Source organism: Rhizobium sp. AAP116 (assembly GCF_001295785.1).
In the GTDB taxonomy this organism is placed as follows: domain Bacteria; phylum Pseudomonadota; class Alphaproteobacteria; order Rhizobiales; family Rhizobiaceae; genus Allorhizobium.
The window spans coordinates 74029-99891 of record NZ_LJIB01000008.1 but is presented as its reverse complement, the minus strand read 5'-3'; the positions used below and the strand labels follow the sequence as shown (position 1 = coordinate 99891).

Annotated in this window: 22 protein-coding genes; 10 read left to right on the top strand and 12 right to left on the bottom strand. The window is 62.6% G+C overall.

Going from position 1 to position 25863, the window contains the following annotated elements; genetic code table 11:
- Positions 1-68: 68 nt before the first annotated feature.
- On the top strand, positions 69-941 hold the full coding sequence (locus IP85_RS07555; protein ID WP_054149069.1) for a transporter substrate-binding domain-containing protein: 873 nt from the start codon (positions 69-71) through the stop codon (positions 939-941).
- Between the two features lie 5 nt (positions 942-946).
- On the opposite strand, the gene IP85_RS07550 is transcribed toward IP85_RS07555, so the two are convergent.
- The 5 genes from IP85_RS07550 to IP85_RS07530 form a co-directional block, all read right to left on the bottom strand.
- Positions 947-1360 (bottom strand): tellurite resistance TerB family protein, encoded by a 414-nt coding sequence (locus tag IP85_RS07550; RefSeq protein ID WP_054149068.1) that lies wholly within the window; start codon positions 1358-1360, stop codon positions 947-949.
- Positions 1361-1414: 54 nt separating this feature from the next.
- The gene (locus IP85_RS07545) at positions 1415-2146 is read right to left on the bottom strand and encodes a thermonuclease family protein (protein ID WP_054149067.1); all 732 of its coding nucleotides are present in this window, start codon (positions 2144-2146) and stop codon (positions 1415-1417) included.
- A 12-nt stretch (positions 2147-2158) separates the two neighbouring features.
- Positions 2159-2827 (bottom strand): helix-turn-helix transcriptional regulator, encoded by a 669-nt coding sequence (locus tag IP85_RS07540; RefSeq protein WP_054149066.1) that lies wholly within the window; start codon positions 2825-2827, stop codon positions 2159-2161.
- Positions 2828-2942: 115 nt separating this feature from the next.
- Positions 2943-3590, bottom strand: a complete 648-nt coding sequence (locus IP85_RS07535; protein WP_054149065.1) for a response regulator transcription factor — start codon at positions 3588-3590, stop codon at positions 2943-2945.
- Positions 3591-3711: 121 nt separating this feature from the next.
- On the bottom strand, positions 3712-4143 hold the full coding sequence (locus tag IP85_RS07530) for a hypothetical protein (RefSeq protein ID WP_054149064.1): 432 nt from the start codon (positions 4141-4143) through the stop codon (positions 3712-3714).
- 99 nt (positions 4144-4242) lie between these two features.
- Here IP85_RS07530 and IP85_RS07525 point away from each other — a divergent pair, with 99 nt between their 5' ends.
- Positions 4243-4599: a DUF952 domain-containing protein gene (locus IP85_RS07525; protein WP_054149063.1), complete on the top strand. Its 357-nt coding sequence runs from the start codon at positions 4243-4245 to the stop codon at positions 4597-4599.
- Complete coding sequence (locus tag IP85_RS07520; RefSeq protein ID WP_054149062.1) at positions 4599-5687, top strand: quinone-dependent dihydroorotate dehydrogenase; 1089 nt, start codon at positions 4599-4601, stop codon at positions 5685-5687. Before IP85_RS07525 ends, IP85_RS07520 begins: the two co-directional genes overlap by 1 nt.
- On the opposite strand, the gene IP85_RS07515 is transcribed toward IP85_RS07520, so the two are convergent.
- Genes IP85_RS07515 through IP85_RS07505 form a run of 3 tightly spaced genes read right to left on the bottom strand, consistent with a single transcriptional unit; the run spans position 5663 to position 7820 of the window.
- On the bottom strand, positions 5663-7009 hold the full coding sequence (locus tag IP85_RS07515) for an MATE family efflux transporter (RefSeq protein ID WP_054149061.1): 1347 nt from the start codon (positions 7007-7009) through the stop codon (positions 5663-5665). The two genes, IP85_RS07520 and IP85_RS07515, sit on opposite strands and share 25 nt — an antisense overlap.
- Positions 7010-7048: 39 nt before the next feature.
- A complete protein-coding gene (locus IP85_RS07510; RefSeq protein WP_054149060.1) occupies positions 7049-7546 on the bottom strand; it encodes a CAP domain-containing protein in 498 nt (165 codons plus the stop codon).
- 7 nt (positions 7547-7553) lie between these two features.
- On the bottom strand, positions 7554-7820 hold the full coding sequence (locus IP85_RS07505; RefSeq protein WP_006727939.1) for a DUF6460 domain-containing protein: 267 nt from the start codon (positions 7818-7820) through the stop codon (positions 7554-7556).
- Positions 7821-7987: 167 nt separating this feature from the next.
- On the opposite strand from IP85_RS07505, the gene IP85_RS07500 reads away from it, so the two are divergent.
- From IP85_RS07500 to pdeM, 4 genes are all read left to right on the top strand, one after another.
- A complete protein-coding gene (locus IP85_RS07500; protein ID WP_054149166.1) occupies positions 7988-8926 on the top strand; it encodes a methyltransferase domain-containing protein in 939 nt (312 codons plus the stop codon).
- A gap of 115 nt (positions 8927-9041) precedes the next feature.
- Positions 9042-9680, top strand: a complete 639-nt coding sequence (locus IP85_RS07495; protein WP_054149059.1) for a YitT family protein — start codon at positions 9042-9044, stop codon at positions 9678-9680.
- A gap of 49 nt (positions 9681-9729) precedes the next feature.
- Positions 9730-12249, top strand: coding sequence for a ligase-associated DNA damage response DEXH box helicase (locus tag IP85_RS07490; RefSeq protein ID WP_054149058.1), 2520 nt, complete (start codon positions 9730-9732; stop codon positions 12247-12249).
- Between the two features lie 56 nt (positions 12250-12305).
- Positions 12306-13022: a ligase-associated DNA damage response endonuclease PdeM gene (pdeM, locus tag IP85_RS07485; protein ID WP_054149165.1), complete on the top strand. Its 717-nt coding sequence runs from the start codon at positions 12306-12308 to the stop codon at positions 13020-13022.
- 5 nt (positions 13023-13027) lie between these two features.
- On the opposite strand, the gene IP85_RS07480 is transcribed toward pdeM, so the two are convergent.
- From IP85_RS07480 to IP85_RS07470, 3 genes are all read right to left on the bottom strand, one after another.
- Positions 13028-13831: a TIGR02186 family protein gene (locus tag IP85_RS07480; protein ID WP_082347621.1), complete on the bottom strand. Its 804-nt coding sequence runs from the start codon at positions 13829-13831 to the stop codon at positions 13028-13030.
- A 1-nt stretch (position 13832) separates the two neighbouring features.
- The gene (locus IP85_RS07475; protein WP_054149056.1) at positions 13833-14750 is read right to left on the bottom strand and encodes a sulfite exporter TauE/SafE family protein; all 918 of its coding nucleotides are present in this window, start codon (positions 14748-14750) and stop codon (positions 13833-13835) included.
- 204 nt (positions 14751-14954) lie between these two features.
- Positions 14955-18758 (bottom strand): peptidoglycan-binding protein, encoded by a 3804-nt coding sequence (locus IP85_RS07470; protein WP_054149055.1) that lies wholly within the window; start codon positions 18756-18758, stop codon positions 14955-14957.
- A 395-nt stretch (positions 18759-19153) separates the two neighbouring features.
- Here IP85_RS07470 and IP85_RS07465 point away from each other — a divergent pair, with 395 nt between their 5' ends.
- The 3 genes from IP85_RS07465 to IP85_RS07455 all read left to right on the top strand — a co-directional run bounded on the left by IP85_RS07465 (position 19154) and on the right by IP85_RS07455 (position 24683).
- Positions 19154-20947, top strand: coding sequence for an acyl-CoA dehydrogenase C-terminal domain-containing protein (locus tag IP85_RS07465; RefSeq protein ID WP_054149054.1), 1794 nt, complete (start codon positions 19154-19156; stop codon positions 20945-20947).
- 184 nt (positions 20948-21131) lie between these two features.
- On the top strand, positions 21132-22340 hold the full coding sequence (locus IP85_RS07460; RefSeq protein WP_054149053.1) for an acetyl-CoA C-acetyltransferase: 1209 nt from the start codon (positions 21132-21134) through the stop codon (positions 22338-22340).
- A gap of 126 nt (positions 22341-22466) precedes the next feature.
- On the top strand, positions 22467-24683 hold the full coding sequence (locus IP85_RS07455) for an FAD-dependent oxidoreductase (protein WP_156322772.1): 2217 nt from the start codon (positions 22467-22469) through the stop codon (positions 24681-24683).
- A gap of 72 nt (positions 24684-24755) precedes the next feature.
- Here the strand turns inward: IP85_RS07455 and IP85_RS07450 are convergent, their stop codons facing one another.
- Complete coding sequence (locus IP85_RS07450) at positions 24756-25850, bottom strand: glycerophosphodiester phosphodiesterase family protein (protein ID WP_245280828.1); 1095 nt, start codon at positions 25848-25850, stop codon at positions 24756-24758.
- Positions 25851-25863: the final 13 nt, after the last annotated feature.

Below are 25863 nucleotides of genomic sequence, written 5' to 3'. Positions count from 1 at the left end.
CACCAAGCTGCTACACGTCATCCGGTCTGAACGACGCCCCACCCTGACCACGGTTGAAGATGATAGAGATGCGCGCAAAAGTTACATCCCTAGATTTTGTGGGGTTGTGGCCCTGGGTCACCGCGATTCTTCTCGTCGCGCTACTGTCCGCGCCGCCTGTGCGGGCTCAGGAAACCGATCTTCCTGTCCTCTTCGACGCACGCGAACGGCTGGTGCGGCCGGATGTCAGCAGCGTGCTTCGGCTGCGTTTCCTGACCACCACGGATTTTCCGCCTTTCAACTTCATCGACCAGAGCGGCCGGCTGACGGGCTTCCATGTCGATCTTGCGCGCGCGCTCTGTGACGAGCTCAGTCTTCAGACCCGCTGCCAGATCCAGGCTCTGCCTTATGAACAGTTGACCTCGGCGCTGGAAAGCGGGCAGGGGGAAGCGGTGATGGCGGGCATCGCGGTGACGGAGGAAATGCGCGAAAGGTTCAATTTCACGCGACCCTATCTTCTGTTGCCTGCGCGTTTCCTCAGGCGAAACGACGTTGTCCTTGCTCGTCAGGATGCCCAGGCTCTCTCCGGCCGCAAGGTTGGCGTCGTCAAGGATACAGCGCACGAAGCCATGTTGAAGGCTTTCTTTCCCGGCATCACACCGACGACCTTCGAGGACCAGGGAGCGCTCATGGCCGGGCTGAAGGGAAGCCAGGTCGAGGCTGTCTTCGCTGATGCCCTGCAACTCTCCTTCTGGATGATGAGCCCTGAAGCCGCTGGCTGCTGCGGCTTTCTCGATGGCCCCTTTTTGTCGGAGCGCCATCTCGGCGAAGGCATGACCCTCATGGTCGGCGGACAGGACACAGCCCTTTCCGCCGCGCTTGACAGCGCCCTTGCTGCGCTGTCGAAGGACGGGCGGCTGGAAGAAATCTATCTGCGCTATTTCCCGGTCGGGCTTTTCTGAGGCGATCAGATCTGGCGATAGCGGGCCGATGCGCTGCGCTCCAGAGCGGCGCAGGTGAGCTTGTCCAGCGCAAGGCGATCCCGCAGCAGCTGCAGCAGGCGCATTTCCTCGGCGCGAAGGGTCAGGTCGACGGCAACGATTTCCACAGCCAGCGCATAGGCGGTCTCATGCAGCCACTCCGGCAGGGCGTCGCGAATGGTTTCGAGCGCGATGTCCAGACCCTCAGGCCCGGAAAGCAGGCCCGCGCAGCGCTGTGATACCTCGATCAGGCGCTCCTTGTCGAAATTCTCGAAGACCGGAAGAATATCGATCAGCTGGCCAATGCGCACGAGTTCCTTCTCGGCCATGGCATTGTCGACGGCAGACGCCATGACCATGACGAAGATCAGGGCTTCTTCCGGGGATACGGGCTTGTTCATGTATGAGGCTTTCCAGTTGATGTGGGCAAAGAGTAGGAGGGGCGGCCAGGCGTTTCAAGGGAGCGCGCCGGCCCGTTGTGCGGGCTCACCAAAAAGCCCGCGTCTTGCGGCACGGGCTTCCTCGGTCAGGTCGGCAAGTGCGGAGCCCGCCTCCGCCTCTGCCCATCCGTATTTTGCAAGCCAGGACGAAACATCCTGGACGCCCACCCAGCATCGTGTGCGGATCTCGCCCTGCCATGCTGTTGCGGTTGTTTCACAGGTGAGCGACCGGTTTCGCAGGAACTGGCGTTGCTGCGTGCGTGCCATGGCGCCACAGGGCCAGACGTCGCCCTCCGCCGTGGTGCAGCTGCGGTCCACAGGCGTCTCGATCAGATCAGCCAGGCGTACGCGCTGATCCGGTCCGAAGGCGACGACCCCGGCAGCGAGGCTCGACGGCCGATGCAGCAGAACCACTTTCGGTTTGGTGCGCTCGGCGGCGTTGGACAACGGTGCGCGCGCCGCAACCCGTTCGAGGTCTTGCGCGTCGGCAAAGGCCGGCGATCCGAAGGCATCCGGTTCGATGCTGCGCACCTGCCGTCTGGCTTCCATCACTGTCGGTTGTCCGGTCGTGTCATCCTGAAGGAAGCCGACATCGGGCAGGTCGAGCTCCGACGGATCCGGCACGTCCAAATCCTCGATATTGTAATCGACAGGATCTTCGCGGAGCGTCGCTCCGGCCGCCATGACGAGATAGGCCCACAGGAGGAGCCCGATCGCGCCGGCGATGAAGGTGCTGATCCGTCGCATAGGCGCGTTTTCCTATTGGCTCGCCCAGATGATCCGCGCCACCCATTCGACATCGCCCATGTCCAGCATGCGCGGAGGGTGATCCGGATTGAGGGATTGCAGCTCGATCGATTTTGCGCTCTGCCGTGCGAGGATCTTCGCCATGACTTCGCCCTCGCGGGTCTTCACCACGACGCGGTCACCGCGGCGGACTTGCGCACCCGGCTCGACGATCAGGATGTCGCCGTCGCGGTAGAGCGGCTTCATGCTCTCGCCCTGGACCTCCAGCGCGTAGACGCCGTTGTTGCGGCCGGGCGCCGCCGGGAACTCGACGAGATCCCAGCCCTGGCCGGCAGGGAAGCCGCCATCGTCGAAAAATCCGCCGGCACCTGCCTGGGCCATGCCGAGCAGGGGGATCGAGCTTGCCTGCGGCGGAAATGTCCCCTGCGGCAGCGGGCTGCCGCGCAAGGCGTCTGGCGAGACATAGCGCATGAACTGGTCAAGACTGGCGCCGGTCGCTTCCAGCACCTTGGCGATGGATTCGGTCGAGGGCCAGCGCATCCGGCCATCAGCACCGACACGCTTGGACTTGTTGAAGGAGGTGGGGTCGAGCCCAGCACGGCGCGCAAGACCTGAAGGCGTCAGCGAATGCTGCTCCGCCAGCCGATCGATCGCGGCCCATATGCTGTCATGCGAAAGCATGTTCGCGCCTCTTCAGCGCCGGAACACTTCGGATCCCCGGTCCGGCAATGGCGAAAACAATAGATCAGCAAAGGCCGATAGTAAAGCAAAAAGGAATAAAATCCTCTCGCCTGTCTCAGGCGACCATGGCCATGTTGATCTTGCCAAGCTGGATCACGGCCTGGGTGCGGCTGTCCACCTTGAGCTTCAAGAGGATCGCCGAGACATGCGCCTTGATCGTTGCTTCCGACACGCCGAGTTCATAGGCGATCTGCTTGTTGAGCAGCCCTTCGCCGAGCATGCCGAGCACACGGCTTTGCTGCGGCGTAAGCGTGCGCAGCCGGTTGATCAGATCGGCCACGTCAGGATCCGTCTCCTGCCCGCCCTGGTAGCTTGCAGGCGTGGCGATATCACCTTCCAGGACCGACTGGATCGACGCGCGGATCTCGTCGATCCCCGCTGACTTCGAAATGAAGCCGGAGGCCCCGAGCTCGAGGGCCCGGCGTATGGTGACGGGATCGTCGGTGGCAGAGACGATGACCAGCGGCAGGCTCGCGAATTCGGCACGCAGCGCCATCAGACCGGAAAAACCGGAGACGCCGGGCATGGCGAGATCGAGCAGCATGAGGTCCGCATCCGAATGCTCGGCGGCCGCCTTGCGGGCAGCTTCGAAGTCGCCGGCCTCGATGATGGTTTGCGTGCCGTCTATGCCGGTCACGGCCTGGCGCAGGGCGCCCCGGAACAGCGGATGGTCGTCGGCGATGATGAAGGTCGATGCAGCCATGTCACAGCCCCCTCCCAAGAGCGATGTCATTTTGCGCGCGAATGCGTCTCATTCTTTTAGCGCTTGACGACGCACTAGACAATGGTCGTGCAACGAATGGGTGAACGAGGCTTGTTTGTGGTCAGGTTCTGTCCGGAACGGGGTCTCCCGATCCATCCTGCTCCTGTCCCTGAAATTCCTGTACCAGTCCGAAGAAAGTCCGCATGAAGCGCTCCATGATGCCGATCGAGCGGTCAATCTCCGCGTCGCTCGGGAGCTCGCCGCTTTTGGCAGCCGTACCTTCGGCCACGCGTTTTTCCAGAGCTTCGATCCGCTTTTCCAGCCGCGCGAGATCTGCATCGTAAGCGGCACGTTCGTCGGCCGCCATCCGGCAGGTGAGTGTGCCATCGGCTTCGGTGCAGAGTGTGACCGCCCCCGTTTGCCGATCGAGCCGTACGAAGCCGCTTTCCGATTTCTCCAGCGTGTAACGGTCGGTGGCGGCATCCTGAGCCATGGCGACGGGAACGCCGAGCGAGAGCGCCGCCAGTGTGAGCAATGTCTTGGCGATGAACATCTTGTTCCTCCTCCTGTCGTCCGTATCTCCAGGCGTGGACATTTGGCCGCGTTTGCGGCAAACCCGCCTCGACCCTGATGATCTGCGAGAGACCGGACCTTGGAAAAGACCATATACAAGATCGTGCCGCGAGAATTATGGCAGGAGGCGCGCGGCGCTGGCATTTTCAAAGGCGCGCCCATCGATCTCAGGGACGGCTACATCCATTTCTCGACAGGAGCCCAGGCGGTGGAGACCGCGCGTCTGCATTTTGCCGGCCAGTCCGATCTGCTGCTTGTCGCGGTCGATGCAGCCGTCTTCGGTGAGGCCCTGAAATGGGAGGCCTCGCGCGGCGGAGATCTCTTCCCGCATCTTTACGCCGACTTGCCGCTCGACGCCGTGCTTTGGGAAAAGCCCCTAGCCCTCGGTGCTGACGGACTGCACGTCTTTCCTGACTTGGTCGAGGAGAAACGCTGATGCTGGACCTCTTTTCTCTCGGCCGTCGTGGCCTTTTCCTCTTCGATGCGGAAACCGCCCATGGGCTGTCGATTGCCGCGTTGAAAACGGGCTACGTCCCGACCTGCAAGGCGGCTGTCGATCCGCGTCTGGCCCAGACGGTTGCCGGCATTCACTTCCCGAACCCGCTCGGCATGGCCGCAGGCTATGACAAGAATGCCGAGGTGCCGGATGCACTGCTGTCGCTCGGTTTCGGTTTTGCCGAAGTCGGCACGCTGACGCCCAAGCCTCAGACCGGCAATCCGAAGCCGCGCATTTTCCGCCTTGAGCGCGACCGCGCGGTGATCAACCGTCTCGGTTTCAACAACGATGGGCATGAGGCGGCGCTGGCTCGGCTCATCGCCCGCGGCAACCGCGCAGGGATCGTCGGTGTGAACATCGGTGCCAACAAGGACGCGATGGACCGGATCGCCGACTATGTCGCCGGCATCCGCCGCTTCTATCCCGTCGCGACCTATTTCACCGCCAACATCTCGTCGCCGAACACCCCGGGTCTGCGTGATCTGCAGGCCAAGGAGAGCCTCGATGCGCTCCTGTCTGCCGTGCTCGCGGCGCGTTCAGAAGAAGCCTTGCGCGCCGGCAAGCGCCTGCCGGTCTTCCTCAAGATCGCCCCTGATCTTACGGAAGAAGGCATGGACGACATCGCCGAGGTCGCGGCGGCGCATGATCTCGATGGCCTCATCGTTTCCAACACCACGCTGTCACGTGACGGTCTGACCGACCCGACTCTGGCAGGGGAAGCCGGCGGCCTCTCTGGCGCACCTCTGTTTGACAAGTCGACCGCCGTTCTCGCCCGTATGCGGAAGCGCGTTGGTCCGGCATTGCCGATCATCGGGGTAGGCGGCGTGTCCTCAGCCGAAACTGCGCTGGAGAAGATCCGCGCGGGTGCAGACTTGGTGCAGCTTTATTCCTGCATGGTCTATGAAGGACCGGCTCTGCCAGGACGGATCGTCCGGGGCCTGTCGAGCCTGCTAGATCGTGAAACGGTCGCCAATATCCGCGAATTGCGCGACACGAGGCTCGATCACTGGCTTTCGGTGAAAGTCTGATTGGTCTTGGGTTTCAGCCGCGCAAGCAGCAACAGACCGCGTAGACCAAGAAACACGTTGAGCGCGATCCAGAGCCCGTGATTGTCAAACAGCGGAACCAGCACTGCGACGCTGGCGAGATAGCCCGCCAGCGCGACGAGCATCATGTTGCGCATGTCGGATGACCATGTTGCGCCGATGAAGACCCCATCCATGTGGAAGGCGAGTGCCCCGGTCAACGCGGTCAGGGCCGCGTAGACCAGATAGGTCTCGGCAACGCTGCGCACATCTCCGGCCGTCGTGATGAAGCCGATGATCGCCGACCCGAAGACCAGAAAGAATGCAAGGCTCGCCAGAGCCAGGCCGAAGGACCAGAACCCTGTCAGCTTCACCGCGCGCTCGAAGGCGCGCCGCTGTTTGGCGCCGATCGTTTCGCCCGTGATCTGCTCTGCCGCCGTTGCCATGCCATCGAGATAGAAGCTGGCGATCATGAAGAAGTTCATCAGAACGGCATTGGCCGCGAGCGTCACGGCGCCGAAACCGGCCCCGATGCGGGTCATGACGGTAAAGGCGGTGATCAGCGAGAAGGTGCGGATCAGGATGTCCCGGTTGAGCCGGAACAGCGCCATCAGCTTGGTGCGGTCGGTGATCATCGAGACCTGCGGGATTGCGGCGCGGCCATAGCGCCAGAAGACAAAGGCAAAGCCGGCGATCATGGCGACGAACTCGCCGATGACGGTGCCCCAGGCGACACCGGCAATCCCATATCCGAAAGTCAGACCAAGCAGGATCGACATGGCGATGTTGACGCCGTTCAGCAAAATCTGCAGCGCAAGCCCGACGGAGCCCAGTCCACGGCCGAGCACGAAGCCGAGCAGGGTGAAATTCGAGAGTGTCACGGGAGCCGCCAAAATGCGGATGCCGATATAGGTCGCGGCAGCTGCCTGAACGCCACCATCGGCGCCCATCAGCGCAGGGCCAAAGCCGACGATTACGGGAGAGACTGCGAGGATCAGCAATCCGAAACCAAGCGACAAGACGATCGAGCGCCAGAAGACGGCGAAGAGTTCGGATGGTTCGCCGCGTCCTTGCGCCTGGGCGACGAGTGCCGTGGTCGACGCCCGCAGGAAATTCAGACTGGCGAAGAGCAGATCGAAGAGCGCCGCCGCAATCGCAAGCCCCGCCAGTTGGGCCGCGTCGCCGCTACGTCCGACGACGGCGGTATCGGTGAGCCCCAGAAGTGGCGTCGTGACGAAACCGAGGGTCATCGGCAGGGCGATCGCCAGCACGCTGCGATGATTGACGTCGATGGTCCGGGTGGCGGAAGAAGATGGGCTATGCATGGATCGCTCCGGTGGGGACCGGAGCGAAGAGGGAATCACTCAGGCCGAGAGAACCATGGCCCAATAGGGCCGGTTACCGGAAGCGGAATCCCAGGCGACGGCGACGCCGAGCCCGTTGAAGCTGCCGGTCATGTTGTCGAGATGCCGCTTGGAATCGATCCAGGCCTGCACGGCGCGTTCGACGCTATCCTGACCCGCAGCGATGTTTTCGGCCGCCGGCAGCGGCACCCCGTGGCCCTTCATGCGGGCGCCGAAGCTGTCGTTGAAGCCGATCAGATGCGACATCTCGCCAGCGCGTGCCATGCGCTTGGCCTGGGCCACGGCCGCCACTTCCGCGGGGCGACTGCGGGAGAGGGAGGAGAGGCCACGCGATTGCCGGAGCCGGTTCACCATCGGCAACGCGGCGTCCGTCTCGGCCCGGGCCTGGCCGTCATCGGGGTTGAGAATGTCGGTGGACCGGCAGCCGGCGATCGCTGCCGTCAACAATCCGGCCGAGATCAGGATCAGCCGACGGCGATTTAGAACAGGCTCGGGCATGGCGACTTCAGTTCCGTGACGCGAAGAGGCGGAGCAGGATGAAGGCGGGGATGACGATCGTAGCGCCGATCAGCAGATACTGCCCGACCCGACCAAGAGCGTCGAACCCCGTGTACCAGAGGTCGATGATGAAGAACCTGATGCCGTCGAGCAGGTCCATCGGGTCAAGCCCGAAGATCGACATCACAAAGCCGACGATGAGCGAAACGACGATCAGCTTGACGATCGTGCGGCCCGGCGTGTCGCCGAGAAATCGATTGAGGCCATCAGCCATGCGTGTCTCCTGTTATCGTCCGCTGATATGGGCGCAGTCGGCCCGCCGTGCAAGCCGGCGAGCCGAGTGCTTGCGATAGCACTTGAGTTTTTTCCGGTGATCGGTCAAGACCGCGCGCCCGCTCCATGCTGGATCACCCCATGCTGGCAGGCGCAAGGATCTCTTCGATGCATCCCACACAGTTCTCGTCCGGCGACGTCATCGCCGATCGCCGCGCCGATTATGCCCGCATGCTCGCCGAGAATGGCGAACATGCGGCAGCAGTGGAATTGATGGAGCAGGCCCTGGAACTGGTGCCGGACTGGCCAGCCGGTCTGCTGCGTCTTGCGGACTATGCCGAGAAGGCCGGACAGGCAGAAAAAGCGATACCCGCCCTGCGCAGACTGCTCGAGCTCGACCCGGAAGATCTGTTCGGCGCGCAGTTGAAACTGGCTCTGCTCGGGGCCGAAGATATTCCAGACCAGCCGCCCTCTCGCTATGTAGAGGCGCTTTTCGATGATTATGCCGATCGTTTCGATACTGCACTTGTCGAGAAGCTCGATTATTCGGTCCCGGCCAAGCTCGCCCGGCTCATCGTCGAGCATGAAGATCGGCGCTTCGATCTGGCCGTCGATCTCGGGTGTGGCACGGGTCTTTTCGGTGCCGAGATCCGCGAGAGAGTGGCCCGCCTGGAGGGTTTCGATCTCTCGGTCAACATGCTCGCAAAAGCCGAGGAGAAGGGTCACTATGACCTTCTTGCCAAGGCCGATCTATCGCTCGACCCGATCGCGTGCGGTCTCTTCGATGAAAGGCTTGCGGAGTGCCGAGCCGACCTCGTCTCGGCGGCCGACGTGCTGATGTATCTGGGCGACCTCGCCAACGCCTTCGCACTTGCCGCGCAGCTCCTGAAACCCGGCTCGCTTCTCGCCTTTTCGGTCGAAGACGCGGGCGAGGGCGACGGCTTTATCCTGGCGCCGAGCCTGCGTTATGCCCACACCGAACAGCATGTAAGGTATCGTCTCGATGAAAACGGCTTCGACCTCGTGAAGCTGTCGCGCACGACCATTCGCATGGATGGCGGAAAACCGGTCTCCGGCATTCTGTTTCTTGCTAGCCGGAAGGCCTGACGAGCAGCTTTCTTGCGAATTGCATCATGGGTCAGGATTGCTGACCTATCCTCCTTGTTTTCCAGAGTTTCTCGGGTAGGATTTGCACTCGGGAGGTTGTTTTCTGGAGAGCGTGATGGCGCAACTGACGAGCATGCTGGGAATCTGGAATTCGAACCCCACCCGCCACACTCCGGCAGAGGATCTGCAAGGACTCGTGGCAGGGAGCCTGATTGCGGCCCTTGGCCTTTACTTCCTCGCCCAGGTCGGACTTCTGACCGGTGGCATGGCTGGCCTCGCCTTCGTCCTGCACTACTGGAGCGGCTGGAGCTTCGGTCTTCTTTTCTTCTTGCTCAACCTGCCATTCTACATTCTTTCGCTGCGTCGCGTCGGCCTCGATTTCACCATCAAGACCTTTATCGCCGTCGGCCTCACCTCCTTCATCGTCGAAATCGAGAGCCGCTTCCTCGTGATAGAGAGCATCGCGCCGATCTGGGCGGCGATCCTCGGTGGCCTGCTACTCGGCTTCGGCCTTCTGGCGCTCTACCGCCACCGCGCCAGCCTCGGAGGCCTCGGCATTCTCGCCGTTTACATCCAGGACCGCTTCGGCATCCGCGCCGGCCTCGTGCAGCTTGCCTTCGACCTCTGTGTCATGGCGCTGGCCTTTGCCGTCGTCAGCCCCTCCGTGGTGCTCTATTCTGTCATCGGCGCCGTGGTGTTGAACCTCTTCCTCGCGATCAACCACCGCTCGGACCGATATATAGCGCTGAGGTGAGGCGCTTTTCGCCCCTTCTCTTTCCCCGCCCGTCCACTACCTTGAGGCGGTGACGACAACTGATTCCGCCCTTGCCCTTCTGCCTGCCCCCTTCCTCCGCTGGTTCGGCGAAAAGGGCTGGCAGCCGCGTGACCATCAGCTGGAGCTGCTGGCCCGGGCGAGATCCGGCGAGAATGGCGGGGAGAGCTTGCTGCTGATCGCACCGACCGGTGCGGGCAAGACGCTTGCCGGCTTCCTGCCGTCGCTCACCGAGCTCACCGAGCGTGGACGGAAAAAACCAGGCGAGGCCTTCACGGGCATCCACACGCTCTACATCTCGCCGCTCAAAGCGCTTGCCGTCGACATCGAACGCAACCTGATGAAGCCCGTCACCGAGATGGGGCTCCCGATCACCATCGAGAACCGGACCGGCGATACCCCGGCTCATAAGCGCCAGCGGCAGAAGACCAATCCGCCGGATATCCTTCTGACGACGCCTGAGCAGGTCGCATTGCTCATCTCCCACTCGGACGCGGAGCGCTTCTTCAAGGACCTGCGCTACGTCATCTTCGACGAGCTGCATTCGCTGGTGACTTCCAAGCGGGGCCATCTGCTCTCGCTGGGCCTAACGCGGTTGAGGAAGCTTGCCCCTGGTCTCAAGACCATCGGCCTTTCTGCGACCGTTGCTCAGCCGATGGACCTGCGCCGCTGGCTTGTCGCCCAGCCGGAAGAGGGCGAGGCGGCGGCCGGTCTGATCACCGTCGAGGGTGGTGCCCGACCAAATATCACTATCCTTCAGACCGATGAGCGCATTCCCTGGTCGGGTCACAAGGCGCATTATGCAATCCCCGAGGTCTACAAGGTCCTCAAGGACTTTCAGACGACGCTGCTTTTCGTCAACACGCGCTCCCAGGCCGAGATGCTCTTCCAGGAGCTCTGGACGGTCAATGATGACAACCTGCCGATCGCGCTGCATCACGGCTCGCTCGACGTTTCGCAACGTCGCAAGGTGGAGGCCGCCATGGCCGAAAACCGGCTGCGGGCGGTCGTTGCCACCTCGACGCTCGATCTCGGCATCGACTGGGGCGATGTCGATCTCGTCATCCATGTCGGCGCGCCGAAGGGCGCATCGCGCCTTGCCCAGCGCATCGGCCGTGCCAATCACCGCATGGACGAGCCGTCCCGCGCCATTCTCGTGCCGGCCAACCGGTTTGAGGTGATGGAGTGTCAGGCCGCACTCGATGCCAACTATATCGGCGCGCAGGATACGCCGCCTGTGGGGGAGGGCTCGCTCGACGTGCTCGCCCAGCATGTGCTCGGCATGGCCTGCGCCGATGCCTTCGACGAGGATGAGCTTTACCGCGAGGTGACGACGGCGCTTCCCTATGTCGCCCTGCCGCGCGAGACCTTCGCCCGCATCGTCGATTTTGTCGCGACCGGCGGATATGCACTGCGTACCTACGAGCGCTATGCCCGCATCCGCCGTCGCAAGGACGGGTTATGGCGCGTCTCGAACCCGCAGGTCGCTCAGCAATATCGCCTGAACCTCGGCACCATCGTCGAAATGCCGATGCTCAATGTCCGCCTCGTGAAGCGCAACCATCTCGGCTCGATCGGTCGCGGCGGCATGACGCTTGGCAAGGTCGAGGAATATTTCTTCGAACAGCTGACCCAGGGCGACACCTTCCTCTTTTCCGGCAAGGTGCTGCGCTTCGAGGGTATCCGGGACAATGAGTGCCTGGTCTCCAATGCCTTTTCGATGGACCCGAAGATCCCGGCCTATGCCGGCGGCAAGTTCCCGCTCTCGACCTATCTGGCCGAGCAGGTCCGCGCCATGCTGGACGATCCGTACCGTCGCACCAGCCTTCCAGAGCAGGTGCGAGACTGGCTGTCGCTGCAGGCGGAGAAGTCGATTCTCCCCAAGCGCGGCGATCTGCTGATCGAGACCTTCCCGCGCGGCGAGCGCTTCTACATGGTGATCTATGCCTTCGAGGGCAGGCTCGCGCATCAGACGCTCGGCATGTTGCTCACCCGCCGGCTGGAGCGCATGCGCGCCAAGCCGCTGGGCTTTGTCGCGACAGACTATGCGCTGGCGATCTGGGCCTTGGAGGACATGGGGTCACTGATCGCGCGGGGAGCGCTTAGCCTTGCCGAACTCTTCGATCAGGACATGCTGGGCGATGATCTGGAAACCTGGCTCGACGAGAGCTTCATGCTGAAACGCACCTTCCGCAATTGTGCCGTCATTGCCGGACTGATCGAACAGCGTCATCCCGGCAAGGAGAAGTCCGGTCGGCAGGTGACCGTCTCCTCCGACCTGATCTACGACGTGCTGCGTAGTCACGAGCCCGATCATATCCTCATGCAGGCAACGCGACAGGATGCCGCCGCCGGGCTTTTGGACATCGCCCGGCTTGCCGATATGCTGGAGCGAATCAAGGGGCATATCCTGCACAAGCGCCTCACCCAGATCTCGCCACTCGCCGTGCCAGTCATGCTGGAAATCGGCAAGGAGCCGGTGGCGGGCGAAGCACAGGAGCATGTGCTGTCCATGGCGGCGGAAGATCTCATCGCCGAAGCCATGGCGTGAATCATGCGGAGCGGCTATGACGAGGCCTGATGCTGCGGAATGAAGACATGACGGGTATGACGGCCAGGCGCCTCGCGCCGATCGAGACTGTGGAGACGGCGACCGAGATCGCGCTTTCGGGCGTGGCTGCGGTCTGTGATCTGACCGGTGCCATGTATCTGCCCGACCACCGAACCCTCGTGGTCTCCGACCTGCATCTTGAAAAAGGCGCCGCCTTCGCAAGGCGCGGCCAACTGCTGCCGCCCTATGACACGCTGGCAACGCTTCGTCTGCTTGAGAGCGTGGTGAACCGCTACCAGCCCGCGACGATCATCAGCCTCGGCGATAACTTCCATGACCGTGTCGGCTCGGCCATGATGCCGCTGGTGTTTCGCGAGATGATCCATGGTCTGGTCGCCGGACGTGAGATCGTTTGGATCAATGGCAACCACGATCCGGATGGCACAACGGCTTTGCCGGGCGTGTCCATGGATGAGTTTTCGCTCGCCGGCCTCACCTTCCGCCACGAACCTTCGCTTGCCCATGGCAAGGGTGAAGTGGCAGGTCATCTCCATCCCTCAGCCACCGTACGCCGCCGCGAAAAATCGGTCCGCCGTCCATGCTTTGCGACCGATGGCCTGCGCATGGTCATGCCATCCTTCGGCGTCACCACCGGCGGCCTTGACCTGCGGCACAAGGCCTTCACCGGTCTCTTCGCCCGTACCGACCTGATCGCACACCTGCTCGGCCGCGACCGGATCTATTCGGTGCGCTACGGCAATCTGCTCGGCTGATCCCGTCAGTCTTTCCGGAAGATCAGGCTTGCCGCCCAGCCCGTGATCAAGGCAAGCAGCACGGCAAATGTGCCGTAGGCCAGGGGCTGTTGATGAGCGGCTTCAGTGATCGCTTCTTCCAGACCCGTCTTGATGACGCGCAGCGGCAATTCTCGTTGCCCGATGAACTCGCCCGACTTGAACAGGTAGGCATGCACCGTATGAACGCCATTCGGGATATTGGCAGGAAGCCGAAGCGTCGCCTGAAAAAGGCTCGATGATACGAAGCGCACACCGCCCGTGTCGCGCTGGTAGAGACCGCCATTCTGTTTCAGTCTGCGAAACGCCTCGCGAAACTCGCTGAGGTTTGCGGAATTGCTGATGAAACCCGTGGGCGTTAGCGCGAGGTGATCGATGCCGATGCCGAGCGAGGTCAGGAGGTTATCCTCGGCGATCTCCTCCACAGGCCGGGTGCTGGCCAAGGAATAGGAGATTGGCATTTGTTCGAAGGTCAGCGACGTCCGGTTGACCCAGATCCCGAATAGCCGCTCCTTGCGGCGCACGGTCGTCCAGTCGCGTGGTCCTTCCAGCGTCACCACCACATCATACTGCCCGATTGCTAGAAGCAATTGGTCGGTGTTGGTGAGTGCACCGAAGACGGTCAGATCGGCGCCAGAAAAATCCGAAGTAATGGCGATCTCGCTGGTGGAGATGCCGATCTCAAGGCCTTCGCGTTCCGCAAGCTGTGTCGTCAGCGGATCCTGGGCCGCCGCCGGGGTCGACCAAGCGGTGAACATCGCAATGGTGAGAGCGAGGAGAGTTGCTTTCATCTCAGCCCCCGATCGCCAGAGAGTAGATGTCGTCGGGCGTCACGACCAGTTCGATCGCGAGACGCACGCCGACGGCGAGCACGAGAAGCCCCAGCAGCGCGCGCAACTGTTCGCCGCGCAGCTTCTGGCCGACACGCACGCCATATTGCGCGCCAATCACGCCGGCCACCATCAGGATGAAGGCGAGCACGATATCGACGGAATAGTTCGTCGCCGCCTGGACGATCGTGGTGTAGGCGGTGGTAAATATGATCTGGAAGAGCGAGGTGCCGACGACGACATTTGTGGGAATGCGCAGCAGATAGATCATGGCCGGGACCATGATGAAGCCGCCGCCGACACCCATGACCGAAGTCAGGATGCCGATGCCGAAACCGAGCGCGAGGATCGGGATGACGCTCAGATAGATCTTCGATTTCTTGAAGCGCATCTTGAAGGGCAGACGGTGCACCCAGTTGTGCTGCCCGGGCCGCTTCAGGGGGACGGCTTCGTTGCGGGCGGCCCGGCGAAGCGCCCGCAAGCTCTCCGCCAACATCAACCCGCCGACCGTGCCGAGGAACACCACGTATAGCAGCGAGATGATCAGGTCGAGCTGACCGAGACGCCTCAGCCACGAGAAGATGTAGACACCGATCGTCGCACCGACCAGACCTCCTATCAGCAGAACTGTTCCAAGCTTCATATCCAGCGTACCGCGCCGGAAATGCGAAATGGCACCCGATACGGAGGAAGCCACGACCTGGTTCGCGCCGGTTGCAACGGCGACGACTGGAGGAATGTTGTAGAAGATCAGGAGTGGCGTGATGAGGAAGCCGCCACCGACCCCGAACATGCCCGAGAGGAAGCCGACAGCCGCGCCCATGCCGAGAATGATGAACACATTGACCGACAACTCGGCGATCGGCAGATAGATCGTCACGTCAGGACCTCAAATGCGGGTAGCCGCGCCTTGGGGCGCGGTCACGTCAGAGCTATCAGCCCCTTGTTCTCTCTCATGCTGGCCAGGCGCAAGTCCTTGATCGGACTTGCTCCCCTTCGAATTCTTTTCTGCGCCTCAAGGCCATCCAAGTCAATTCGAGAGCCCGTCATAGACCCTTATTCGCGGTCTTTTATGACAGCCGTATCATTTGTTGCGGGCCAGAAGCTCGGTCACCAACTTATCCGTCACCTGACCCGTCGGCTGTTCACCGATCGATGTCTGGAAGGCCTTGATCGCCGAGACCGTCTTGGCGCCCATCACACCATCGGGCGTTCCTGCGTCATAGCCGTTCTTGTTGAGAATAGCCTGGATGTTACGGATCGCCTTCTTCATGTCGACGCTTGCGGTCTTCAGGCCCTTGCCGGCCCATTCGTCTGGCGTGTTGACCGAATTGGCGTCCGGGTCCATCTCCTTGGCCTTCCAGAGGTCCACCTCGGCACGGGCGCGTTCGAGTTCCTCGGGCTTCAGCGCATTGGCCACTTCGTCGCGCTTTTGCGCTGCATCCGTGTCGCCACCCTTGGCTGCGATCGCAAACCACTTGTAGGACGTCACCAGATCCGGCGAGGTCCCGTTGCCACGGGCACTGAGGATCGCGAGATTGAACTGGCTGTCTGAAATTCCGTAATCAGCGGCCTTTCCGAACCACTCCACCGCCTTGGCATAGTCCTGTGCGCCATCCTTGCCGGAGGCATAGATGACGGCGAGGTTGTGCATGGCGCTGGCATTGCCGGCATTCGCTGCCATTTCGTAATAGCGCTTTGCTTCGCCGATATTGGGTGCAACGCCCGTTCCCTTTTCGAGGAAATTGGCCAGACGATACTGGGCTGGGGCAAAACCCTTGTCGGCTGCGAGGCGATACCACTTGGCCGCTTCGGCGAAGTCGTTCGTTACGCCACGACCTTCGGTATAGCGTGCGCCGATCTCAAAAAGGGCAACCGGATCGCCATCCTTGGCAGCGATCGAAAGCGATGGTGGCGTGATTTCCGAGGGAACCATGATCTCTGCGGCAGGCGCAGCCGGCGCGATTTCCTCGGCAACGACCACATTGGCCCCCGCATCGGCAACTCTGGTTGGCGCTTCGAGCGTCTGGCCCGGCGCGCTCGTCGCAGGTGCCATCAGAGCCCTGACAGGGGCCGTGTCTCCCGCTTGAACAGTTGCAGGCGGCGCCGATGTGTCCTGAGCGACGACAAGATCTTCATCCGTCTCGGCTGGAGGCTCTGCCTGCGCAGACGCCGCAGAAAGTGTCGCGGTGCCGGTGTCGCCCTGGACATCGGCTGCATCAGCGGTCTCGACTGCGGGTTCTGCAATGATGGCCTCGCTCGTCTCGTCCTGACCGGTCTCTTCGATGGCGACGGGCGCTTCGCTGCGGGTCAGCGTATTGACGAGCGGCATGGCCATGGCAACGAGAAGCACGGCTCCCACCGCCATCATGATGGGACGGCGATACCGCGCGAAGAGGGAGGTTTCCCCCGACTTCGCCTTGGCCTTCACATCGGCCATGGTCTTGTTGCCTGTAGGCGCTGCCTTCTGGGCACGATCCATTTCCATGGCGGCCGCCTGAGCGGCGCGCCGGGCGGCGGCGATGTAGTCGGTCCGGTCCCCATTGTCGGCGCCGGCTGGCGTTGCACCCTTGGTTGCCTGCTGACTGGCACGAACGCGCTCAAGGATCTTGCGCACATCGGGCGCGCCGGAACCGGGCTCCAAAAGTTCATTCGCGTCGTCGGGCGGCAGCACGTCGACCGGATCGATCGACGGCGAAGGATCGACCATCTGGCGAGGCTCTGCAGGGGCCTTTGGCGCCTTCTTGCCCGGCATCAGCTTCTTGCCGAGGCCGGCGAGCAGGCTGGGCTTCGCAACCTTCTTTTCTCGTGCGGCATCAATCACCGGCAGCGCGGTCATGGTCTGGGCGAAATCATCCGCTGCGGCGAGCAGCTCCTGATCGATCGGATGTGTCGGTTCCGCAACCGGTTCGGCGACCATATGCGGCGGTTTTGGAGCCGGTGCTGCGGCTTGATGTGCACGCGGCACCGGTGCGGGAGCAACGGGAGCCTGGGCAAAGAGAGGTGCTGCTTCGGGCTGCTGTCCGAGATGGTGCAACTCGTCGAGCCGTCCGGCGATCTGCACGAGTGTGTCATGCAGGGCCTCGAAGGTGCGGTGGGTCCGCTCTTCCGAGTGACGGCTATAGTCTTCGAGCTGCTTGAGATGATCCGACAGGGCCGACAGAGCGGAGATGTCAGCCGATGCCGCCTGGCTTCCAGCCGGAAAACGCTGGGCGAAATTGGCCATGACGGTCTCGGCGGCCTGCCGGGCTGCCTCGATGATGTATTCGTCGCTCGTCGCTACATAATCCTCGAGTGCCGAAATGCGGCCGGAGACCTCCGGATCGGCCGGCGAGGGCTGGCTGATCAGGGCTGAGAGATGGGCGATCTGGTCTTCGAGCCCCTTGAGGCTTGCGCTTTCGCCGGTAGGGGCGGAGGAGCTGGTTTCCTCAAGACGGTCGACCACGGCATTCAGGCGGTCTTCGAGGTTGCGCAGGGCACTGTCATCGATCATGGCGACCGGCTGCGGCGCGTCGAGCTCCTCAATGTGACGCGCCAGGATTTCGAGCCGATCGGCAAGGCGGTCGTTGACGGCACTGCCGTCGAGCGCATCGATCTTGCGGGAGATGTCGGCAAGATAGCCGGTGAGTTCCGGCGCCGGCGCAGGCCGCTGCACCTTCTCCAGCATGTAGGAGAGTTGGTCCAGCCGCTCTTCCAGACGGACCGCGCCCTGTTCTGTCGATAGCTGTTCAATGCGCTCGGTCAGCAGCTCCAGCCGCTCGGCCATCTCGTGCGAGGCATCCGGCAGCTGCGGTGCGCGCGTCTCGGAGAGGGTCTCGATCTGGCGCGCGAGACCCGAGAGCCGCTCTTCCAGCCGATGAAACGTCGCCGGATCGTTGCCCGGGCCGCTGTTGCGGCTCCCGGCCGCGATGGCGCGCGTGATTTCGTCGAGTCGCATGTCGAGCGAGGCGAACTGTTCCGTCAGCTTGCGCTCGTTGGGATCGATATGGGCGCCGATATGTTCGAGAGCAGATGCGACGGTCACAAGCTTGTCTTCGAGAGCCCGGATAGCGCGGGTGTCGCCCATGCCGCCGAGCTGCGACTTGATGTCGTCGAGCCGGTCGGCGATGCGAATGATCTCGTCGCGCATGGCGCCGGTGTCGAGGCCATCGAGACGGACTTCGACATCATCCCAGCGGCGCTCCATGCGACGCATGGAATCCTCGCGGGCAAGGCCGTCCATCAGCGAGCGCAGGTCGTCGAAGTCCTCACGCAGACCGTCGGTGCCCGGAGCCTTGATGCCTTCGAGACGCTGGATGCTTTCGGCCAGACGGGCAATGTCCTGACGCATGTCGTCCTGCGGGCGGCTTTCTTCGGCAAGCTGGCGGATCGAGCGCATCTCGTTGCGCAAGCCGGCAATCTCGCGCGACAGGCTTTCGCTGATGTCCTGCTTCAATTCGCGGCGCAGGCCGCTCAGCGCTTCCGTGATGTCCTGGCTGGCGCGCGCGGGTGGTGCGACGGGAGCGCGCACGGCATAGGCCGGCTGCGGATCGGAAAGCGGAGGCAGGGGCTGGCGCACCGTCGTGCGCGGCAAGGGTTCTTCGCTGCGGCTGTAAAGGCTGCGGTCGGAACTGCGGGCACGGCTTTCCTCGAGCGCGCGCTGGCGCTGGCGGATTTCGGCAAGCGGATCCGGCCGGGTGTCGCGGACATCGCGTTCGCTGCGCGGAAGGTCGTCGGCGCGGCGGCCGGGCAGGGGGCGTGCCACCGGCTCGTCTGCACTGCGGCTGCGCGCGCTCTGTTGGCCAATCAGTCCCTCGATGCGAGCCTCAAGCCCTTCGATGGTGCGGTTCAACGCATCCAGCGAGGACGGGTTGCCGGGCCGTTGGGTCTGGGATCGCGATCCGTTCATGGTTCTGCTCGCCTCGATGGTGCCGGACGCAGCGTGCGTCCGAATGCGTCCAGGTGGTCCTGTGTGACGTCGACGAATGCCTCTTGCCCCGAGGGCTATGAGGGCGCGTCGGAATCGCGGATGGATCACCAGCTTTCAAACGCAACCTTTCATGAAACATGGTAAACAAGCCGTTAAGCTTCGCGAAAAATCGGTGAATACGGGTATCTCCCTTATGTCGGAACGCCCCGCACAAGGGCCTTCCTTTAGAGGCCTTTGATGGACGGGGAGGGGACCTTGGTCCTTGCAAAAATGCCGCGCTTAAAAATTTTGACGTTTACGCGCACGTCAATTATTTGTATAAGCCAGAACAGTCCGATCCCGTCGGAACCGAAGTCTTTGGAGGAAGATGACCGATGCCTGTCTACAAGGCCCCCGTAAACGACACGCTTTTCATTCTCAACGACGTCCTTGGTCTCGAGCGGTACAACAACCTGCCGGGCTTTGAAGACGCGACCCCCGACATGATCGAGGCGATCGTCGGCGAGGCGGCCAAGCTCGCGGAAGAGCAGCTCTTCCCGCTCAATCTCTCCGGCGACCAGGAAGGCTGTGTCCGTTCGGATGACGGTTCGGTCAGGACGCCGAAGGGTTTCAAGCAGGCTTATGACGCCTATTGTCAGGGCGGCTGGCTTGGTCTGGCCGTACCTGCTGAATACGGTGGTCAGGGCCTGCCTTACACGCTGCACACCGCCGTCGGAGAATTCATGTCCTCCGCCAACATGGCGCTCATGATGTATCCGGGCCTCACCCAGGGCGCGATCGCCGCGATCCTGGAGCATGGCTCCGACGAGCAGAAGCAGAAGTATCTGCCGAAGATGGTCGAGGGCATCTGGACCGGCACGATGAACCTCACCGAGCCGCATTGCGGCACCGACCTCGGCCTGCTGCGTACCAAGGCGGTTCCCAACGGCGACGGCTCCTACAAGATCTCCGGCCAGAAGATCTTCATCTCTGCCGGCGAGCACGACATGTCGGACAACATCATCCACCTCGTGCTCGCACGCATCGAAGGTGCGCCCGAGGGCACCAAGGGCATCTCGCTCTTTATCGTGCCGAAGTTCATGGTCGGCGACGACGGTTCGGTAGGCAGCCGTAACACGGTCACCTGCGGCGCCATCGAGCACAAGATGGGCATTCACGGCAATGCCACCTGCGTGATGAACTATGACGAGGCGACCGGCTATCTGATCGGCGCCGAGAACAAGGGCCTCGCGGCCATGTTTGTCATGATGAACGAGGCCCGCCTCGGCGTCGGCCTGCAGGGTCTGTCGATCTCCGAAATCGCCTATCAGAACGCCGCCAACTATGCCCGCGAGCGCATCCAGGGCCGCTCTCTGTCGGGCGTCAAGGCGCCGGAAAAGAAGGCCGACCCGATCATCGTGCACCCGGACATCCGCCGCGTCTTGCTCACTATCAAGGCCTTTAACGAGGCCGGCCGCGCCTTCACGCTGTGGACGGCGCTCAAGTCAGACGTCGCCCACCGCTCCGGTGACGCGACCGAGAAGCAGCTTGCCGACGACGTGCTCGGCCTGATGACACCGATCCTCAAGGGTGTCCTGACCGACAAGGGCTTTGACCATGCGGTCATGGCCCAGCAGGTCTATGGCGGTCACGGCTACATCGAAGAATGGGGCATGTCGCAGTATGTCCGCGATGCCCGCATCGCGATGATCTACGAAGGTGCCAACGGCATCCAGGCCCTCGACCTCGTTGGCCGCAAGCTCGGCCTCAACGGCGGCCGCGCCGTGATGGCGCTTTTCAAGGAAATCGGTGATTTCTGCGAGGAGAACCGTGGCGACGAGAACCTGGCGGCCTACACCAAGAGCCTTAAGAAGGGCCTGAACGACCTGCAGGCTTCGACCATGTGGTTCATGCAGAACGCCATGGCCAAGCCCGACAACGCCGGTGCTGGTTCGACCGATTACATGCACCTCTTCGGTCTCGTCGTGCTCGGCTACATGTGGGCCAAGATGGCCAAGGCCGCCAATGACAACCTGGCCGCAGGCTCTGGCGATGCGGACTACTACAAGAACAAGCTGATGACCGGCCGCTTCTACATGGAAAAGGTCATGCCGGAGACGGCACTGCGCAAGGCCCGGATCGAAACCGGCGCCGACAGCCTGATGGAAATGGCCGCGGAAGCGTTTTGATCTTCCCCTTCTCCCCATCGGGGAGAAGGTGGCCCGACAGGTTAGGCGCAACGCGTTGCGCCTGGGATGAGGGGGCGCTTGCGCAATCCGCCCCCTCATCGCCTCGCATTCGCTCGGCACTTCTCCCCGCTGGGGAGAAGAGGGAAAAATTCCGGCGCCCCCGTGCGCCCAAGGGAGAGAGACGATGACTGAAGTCTTCATTTACGACCATGTGCGCACGCCCCGCGGGCGCGGCAAGAAGGACGGTTCGCTGCACGAAGTGCCGACCCCCCGTCTGGCCGCCAAGACACTGGAAGCACTGCGCGACCGCAACGGCCTCGACACCTCGACCGTCGACGACATCATCTTCGGCTGCGTCGATCCGGTGATGGAAGCCGGCGCCGTAATCCCGAAGGCCGCTGCCTTCGAGGCCGGTTATGATTTCGCCGCCCCCGGCATCCAGATCTCGCGCTTCTGCGCCTCCGGTCTCGACGCGATCAACCTCGCCGCCGGCAAGGTCGTGGCTGGCTCCGATGACATCGTCATCGCTGGTGGCGTCGAAAGCATGTCCCGCGTCGGCATGGGCATGTCGGGCGGTGCCTGGTACATGGACCCCTCGGTCAACTTCCCCGGCTATTTCATGCCGCAGGGTGTGTCTGCCGACCTGATCGCCACCAAGTATGGCTTCACCCGCGACGATGTCGATGCCTATGCCGTCGAGAGCCAGAAGCGCTCCGCCGCCTCCTGGGCTGCTGGTAACTTCGCCAAGTCCGTCATCCCGGTGAAGGACGGCAACGGCCTCGTCATTCTCGACCGCGACGAACACATGCGCCCCGGCACCGACATGCAGTCGCTGGCAAGCCTGAATCCTTCCTTCCAGATGCCCGGCGAAATGGGTGGCTTCGAAGCCGTCGCCATCCAGGCCCATCCGGAAATCGAGCGCATCACCTACATCCACCATGCCGGCAATTCGTCCGGCATCGTCGATGGTGCTGCTGCCGTTCTCGTCGGCTCCAAGGCTGGCGGTGAGGCGATGGGTCTGAAGCCGCGCGCCCGCATCCGCGCCTTCACCAATATCGGCTCTGATCCGGCGCTCATGCTGACCGGCCCGGTTGACGTGACGGAAAAGCTCCTGAAGCGCACGGGCATGAAGATCTCCGACTTCGACCTGTTCGAACTGAACGAGGCGTTTGCCGCCGTCGTCCTGCGCTTCATGCAGCATTTCAACGTCGACCATTCGAAGATGAACGTCGCCGGCGGCGCGATCGCCATGGGCCATCCGCTCGGTGCCACCGGTGCAATGATCCTCGGCACGGTGCTCGACGAGCTGGAACGCCGCGATCTCAACACCGCGCTGGTGACGCTCTGCATCGGCGCCGGCATGGGCACGGCGACGGTTATCGAGCGCGTTTGAGGGGGAAGCTCTCCCTCATCCGCCTGCCGGCACCCTCTCCCCTCGGGGAGAGGGTGGCCGAGCCAAGCAGAGGCCGGGTGAGGGGGATGCTCCTCGCAACATCGAATTTCAGGGAAGAGGAATCCCATCATGACCTACAAGAACTTCACCATCGAGACTGACGCAGACGGCATTGCCCTCGTCACCTGGGACATGCCCGACAAGTCGATGAACGTCTTCACAGTCGAAGTCATGGACGAGATCGAGAAGATCCTCGAGCAGACGGTTGCCGATGATGGCATCAAGGGCGTGGTCTTCACCTCGGGCAAGTCCTCCTTCTCCGGCGGCGCCGATCTCACCATGATCAAGGGCATGTTCTCCATGCTCGAAGAGGAAAAGGCCAAGGACCCGACCGCTGCTGTCCAGAAGCTGTTTGACGCCGCCGGTCGCATGACCTGGCTGTGGCGCAAGATCGAGACCAACGGCAAGCCGTGGGTCTCCGCCATCAACGGCACCTGCATGGGCGGCGCGACCGAACTGTCGCTCGCCTGCCATGGCCGCGTGGCGTCGAGCGCCAAGCAGGTCAAGATCGGCCTGCCGGAAGTCAAGGTCGGCATCTTCCCGGGCGCCGGCGGCACGCAGCGCGTCGCCCGCCTCGCCAACACGCAGGACGCCCTGCAGATGATGACCACCGGTCAGACGCTGTCGGCGGCTCGCGCCAAGGCTATGAACCTGGTGCATCAGGTCGTCGAGCCAGGCGAACTGATCAACGCTGCGAAACAGATGATCAAGGACGGTCTGAAGCCTGTCGCCCCTTGGGACGAAAAGGGCTTCAAGGTTCCCGGCGGTGGCATCTGGACGCCGGCCGCAGCCCAGCTATGGCCGGCCGCTTCCGCGATCATGCGCCGCGAAACCGCAGGCAACTACCCGGCAGCGCTTGCCATCCTTAAGAGCGTTTATGAAGGCCTCCAGGTGCCCTTCGACACGGGTCTCAGGATCGAGCAGCGCTACTTCACCGAGATCGTCCAGACCACCGAAGCCTATTCGATGATCCGCTCGCTCTTCGTCTCGATGCAGGAACTGAACAAGGGTGCCCGCCGCCCGGCGGGTCAGCCGAAGTCCGAGATCAAGAAGGTCGGCGTCGTCGGCGCCGGTTTCATGGGCGCCTCGATCGCCTATGTGACAGCCGCTGCCGGCATCAATGTCGTGCTGATTGACCGCGACATGGAAGCTGCCGGCAAGGGCAAGACCCATTCGGAAGGCCTCGTTGCCGGTGCCGTCGGTAAGGGAAAGCTCACCAAGGACGAGGGCGAAAAGCTCCTTTCGCTGATCACGCCCTCAGATGATTACGGCACACTCTCCGATGCCGATCTCGTCATCGAAGCCGTCTTCGAAGACCGCGACGTCAAGAAGGCCGTCATCGAGAAGGTCGAGGCCGTGTTGCCGGAAGGCGCGATCTTTGCCTCCAACACCTCGACCCTGCCGATCACGGGCTTGGCCGGAAACTCCAAGCGCCCGGTCGATTTCATCGGCATCCACTTCTTCTCGCCGGTCGAGAAGATGATGCTGACCGAAGTCATTCTCGGCAAGGAGACGGGTGACAAGGCGCTGGCGGTGGCCCTCGATTATGTTGCCGCGATCAAGAAGACCCCGATCGTCGTCAACGACACGCGCGGCTTCTTCGTCAACCGCTGCGTCCTGCGCTACATGGCCGAGAGCTACAACATGCTCATCGAAGGCGTGCCGCCGGTCATGATCGAGAATGCCGCAAAGTTCGCCGGCATGCCGGTCGGTCCGCTGGCGCTGAACGACGAAGTGGCGATCGATCTCTCCTACAAGATCCTGAAGGCAACCGTTGCTGACCTCGGCGAGAAGGCGATTGACCCGCGCCACATGGAGCTGGTTGCCCGCATGGTCGAAAAAGAAGAGCGCTTCGGCCGCAAGAACGGCAAGGGCTTCTACGACTATCCGGCAAAGCCCGCGAAGAAGCACATCTGGCCGGGCCTGAAGGATCTCTACCCGCAGCAGAAGCCGGAAGCCGTCGACGTCAAGACACTGCAGGAACGCTTCCTCGCAACTATCGCGCTCGAAGCCGCCCGCACCGTCGAGGAAGGCATTGTCACCGACCCGCGCGAAGCCGATGTCGGCTCGATCCTGGGCTTCGGTTTTGCACCCTACACCGGCGGTGCCCTGTCCTATATCGACGGCATGGGTGTGAAGATCTTCGTGGAACTCTGCGAACGCCTCGCCAAAGACTACGGCCCGCACTTCACGCCAACGCCGCTCCTCAAGGACATGGCCGCCAAGGGTGAAACCTTCTACGGCCGCTTCGACCCCTACGGCGAAGCCGCTAAGGCCGCATGAGCTTAGGTCCTGAATGAATTGGAAAAGGCGGCCCCCAGGCCGCCTTTTTTCGTTCGGGTCTTGTGTGAAGCTTCAGTTCGTCAGCTCATACGACCGCCGCAGCCCCTGCGCGTCGAGCCAGGCAAGAACTGCTTCCGGCTCGTCCGTATGTATGATGGTCACGCCCCGTTCGATGAAGAAGCCCCAGACATCCTCCGGTCGCCCTGTCGAAAGTGCGAGATAATCGCCGCGTCCCCCCGCCACCATGCCCTCAGGGCGATCGGTGATCGGATAGGTGTTGATCCAAAGATGGGTGTTGTTGCGGACCGCAGCCGCGCGGGCGAGGGGCGAGAGCAGAGGTCCGCCATCCGAGGTGATCGGCTCCGATGAATCCCGATACCAGTGGACAAGCTCGGCGGCCGGTGCGCCGAGCGCAGATTGGGTACGGTCGATGAATGCGGGCTCGGTCACGGCGTCATCGGCGAGGATCGGCATGAAAGCGAACTCCGCCCCGATGGCGCGGCGGATGTCGCGAGCGAGTTGCAGCCGCTCGGCATTCCACACTGCCATCTTCAGAAGCACGCCATCGGTCATGCCGAGGCTGCGGGCGAGATCCGCGACTTCCACCAGGGCTTCCGGCTCGAGCTTGTTGTCGATGTTGATCAGGATCCGGCCGCGCGCATGCAGCATCGCTTCTTCGAGCGTGAAGACATGTTCGTCTGTCGGGCGACGGTCTCCCTCGACCAAGAGCCGGCAGGTTCTAAGCTCTGCAAGGGTGAACTCGACCACTTTTCCCTGGCAGCTGGTGGTGCGATCAAGTGTTTCATCATGCATGATAACAAGGGTGCCGTCTTTCGAACGCCTCACATCGAGCTCCACCATTTCAACCCCGGTCGAAACGGCGTGGTCGATGGCGGCAAACGAGTTTTCGGCGCGAACGACGACCCCATCCTTCTTCCAGCCGGCGCGATGGGCCACGACCATGACATGATCGCGATTGAGGTTGGCCTCGGTGAGCCGTTCGTGGATGAGAGCCGCCCGATTGGATGGCGGAATGGGCGCCAGACTCGCCGCCCCTGTGACGAGGGAGAGCAAGAGGCCGAGGACGAGAACGGCGAGACGCATGAGCAGGGCTCCGATCTTCAGTGTCGTTCTCGCCGCAATAGGCGCTTCGAGTGAAGCCGCCATGACGGTTTTCTGA